This is a genomic window from Pseudomonas sp. SDO5522_S412, assembly GCF_054071215.1.
Genome location: NZ_JBSVWQ010000379.1, coordinates 1 through 3129 on the forward strand (window position 1 = coordinate 1; position 3129 = coordinate 3129).

The window sequence follows — 3129 nt, forward strand, 5'->3', positions numbered from 1 at the left end:
CGTCGACTGACACACCGCATTCGCGAGCAAGCCCGCTCCCACAGTTGACCTCTTTCGGCCTCAGGATCTTGCTCAGAACTGCCAGTTCAGGCTCAACCCCACACCCTGGATTTTTTCCCGGCCAGCCAATTGGCCGGTGTAGTCGAGGTTGACCCGTGTGCTTTTGCTCAACGCCAGGCTCGCCTGCACGCCCACCAATGCCGCGTCGCGCATCAACGGCGAGCTTTGCACCGCAAACGACGGCCCTCCGGCGACAAACGCCAGGTGCTCTTCGGATTCAACGGCACTCAGGCTGTGCTGCCAGCCCAGCGAGCCGGAAACGTCCAGTTGCTGGCGGTCATTGAGGGGGAAGGTTTTTGCCGCCCGCAGGCCCAGGGTGCTCAGCACTGCATCGCGGCTATCGCTGCCACGCTCCAGCGCGGCGGCGTCGCCTTTCTCGTCAAAACGTTCGTTGTCCAGATGCACGTAAGTCAGGTTGGCGAACGGCTCCAGCGCCACCGAGGACACGTTCAAACGGTAGGCCGCTTCGGTAAATACCTGGGCGCTGCGCGCATCCAGCTTGGTCTTCTGCTTGCCGCTGACTTCGCCGTACTGCAAGTCGCGTTTCACGTCGCCGCGATGCCAGCTGTAGGCACCGCCGACGCTCAAGCGCCAATTGCCCAGCTCATGCCCGGCGTAGGCGCCGAGGTGGTAGCTGTCGATGGACGCCGATGAATGCGTGCCGCTGCCCATGTTCAGCGAGCTGTCGCTGTAACCGGCCACGAGACCGGCACGGGTCTGCTCGTCCAGCGCGCCGTCGACACCGGCCAGCATGCCGCCCAGTGAGCTGGTGTAGCCTGCCGTGTCGCTGCGGCTGTCGGTCTTGCCCCAACTGCCGAGCGCCTTGACCCACACGTTGCTCTCACCGGTAACCGGCGTATGGCGCAGGCGCTCGCTAACGGCATCGCGTACCTGGCGGCTGTCATTGATCAGCATTGTGCCGATGGCCGGGTAGATTTCTCCCGACAGCTGCTGGAAACCCGACTGCGCCGTGGCTGCCGAGTCTGACCGCAGGATGCTTTCGTACACCGGATTACCGGCGCCCAACTGCTCGGCGGCCGCCGCCACCGAGCGCTGGTTACGAGTGGCACCGACACTGGCGAAACTCGCATCACTGCGGGCAATGCCCAGTTGCACACCGTTGGCGGCATAGTCGAGGGTGCCGCCGAGGAACAGGTAGTTGGGCAACACCGCACCGAACTGGCCCTGGACCCCGCCAGCCGCCTGGAGGATGTTGTACTGGCGCCCCACCAGGCTTTCCGCCTGTTGCAGGCTGAGCAGGGTCGGGCTGTTTTCCAGGGCCAGGGTCACGGTGCCGCCGCCGAGGATTGCCTTGCCCGTGGCGACAATCCGGTCGCTGGTGGTGGGGGTGAGTTCGACCGCATAGGTGGAGCCGGCGGCGAGGTTTACATCCCCGGCCACCTGCAAGGTGCCCACGGAATTGCCCGGCGCCACGGTGCCGCCGCTATTGACCTGTAACGCTGCGATGCGACCGGAGCCGCCCAACGTGCCGCTGTCATTGACCGTCACCGCGGACGTCAGTGAGCCATTCACCGCCAACCGGCCGCCATTCACGGTGGTCGGGCCACGGTAGGTGTTTTCGCCCGCCAGGATCAGGCTGCCCGCACCGGATTTGGTCAGGCTGCCTTCGTAGATACGCTGGGCCGCGGCTGCAGCACGGGCAGTGCCAACGGCATAGTCCGTCTGGTCCTGCTGACTCGCGCCGGCGCCCACGCCGTTCTCCCAGCCCTTGTCGCGCAGGGTTTGCTGCCAGGCCAGGGTTTCGGCGCTGTCTTCGGCCTGGCGCTGGATCAGCGCCTTGTCGGAGATCGCATTGCTCCACACATCGCCCTGCCCGGCCGCCAACGTGACATTCATCGGCCCGAGCAATTGCCCGGGCCCGTGCATCGCCCGGCCAAGGTCCGGCACGCCCCAGCCGACCTGAGTGGTCGGTGCATCGGTGACCGCGCCATTGAGCTGGGTGGCCGTGGTCAACAGCACCTGCAAGGCCTGCTCGTTGTTCAGGTATGGATAGCGTTCCATCACCAGCGCCAGTGCGCCGGTGGCATGGGGCGCCGACATCGAGGTGCCGGATTTCACCCCATAACCGCCATCGGGAATGGTGCTGTTGATCAACGCCCCGGGGGTGGAAATGCACCAGTACTTGGCGATGCCGCACTGGTTGTATTTCTGGTTGTTCGCCTTGTCCAGGCCCGATACCGCCAGCCAGTGGCCTTCCAGCTCCGGCTGGAAATAAGGCAAGGCCGAACGCACGCTGGCGTTGGCGTACCCGCTGTTGCCAGCACTGAACACGTTGATCACCCCGGCTTTGGCCACATCGGCCGCGGCATCCAGCCAGGTGTTCCGGTTGTAGTGCTGGGCATAGGCAGCGTGCAGGTCGCCAATGGTCTGGTAGCTGACATCCTTGGGTTGGCTGCCCCAACTGTTATTGATCGCGCGCACGCCGGAATCCACCAGCGCGCTGTACACCGCCTTGAAGTACTTGGGGTCTGGCGTGGGGCCGAACAGGAAGCTGTCGCTGGCGTTGGTGTTGCCGACGTAGATCTGCGCGTTGTACGCCACGCCGTGCATGCCCACGCCATCGCGGGCTGCGCCCATGGTGCCGGTCACGTGGGTGCCGTGGGAGTCATTGTTTGGGTTGAGCGCGCCGGTGGTGGTGAAGGGGCTGCCATCGACATAGGTGCCACTGGCGGTGACCGCGTGATAGCGGTCTTTTGAGGCTTCGGGATGGTTGGGGTCGAAACCCGAGTCCAGGGCGCCGATCTTCACGCCACTGCCGGTGATGCCGCTCGCATAGGCCTCGTTGGCTTTCATCCGGTCCAGGCCCCAGTCGCTCTGGAACTCGGCGGTGCGCCAACTGCCGGGGTCGCCGACTTTTCCGGCTTCGATGTACTGCCCGTGGGCCGCCACTGACAGCAGCAGCAAGGAGCCTGCGGTGAAGGGTTTGAAGCGAGGTGAACCAGTGATCATGAAGAGTCCCTTTTCTTATTGTTGAAATACCTGTGGCGAGGGAGCTTGCTCCCGCTGGAGTGCGCAGCGCTCCCAAGATCTTGGGGCCGCTACGCAGCC

Annotated in this window: 1 protein-coding gene; it reads right to left on the reverse strand. The window is 64.7% G+C overall.

What is annotated here, in order from left to right:
* Positions 1–72: 72 nt before the first annotated feature.
* Entirely contained in the window at positions 73–3030 is a 2958-nt protein-coding gene (gene eprS, locus ACW9I6_RS31705) for an autotransporter serine peptidase EprS (RefSeq protein ID WP_457340218.1), read from the reverse strand.
* Between the last annotated feature and the right edge of the window lie 99 nt (positions 3031–3129).

Excerpts from the sequence above, each read along its gene's own strand:
- eprS (WP_457340218.1), bottom strand. The coding sequence starts at position 3,030 with ATGATCACTGGTTCACCTCGCTTCAAACCCTTCACCGCAGGCTCCTTG.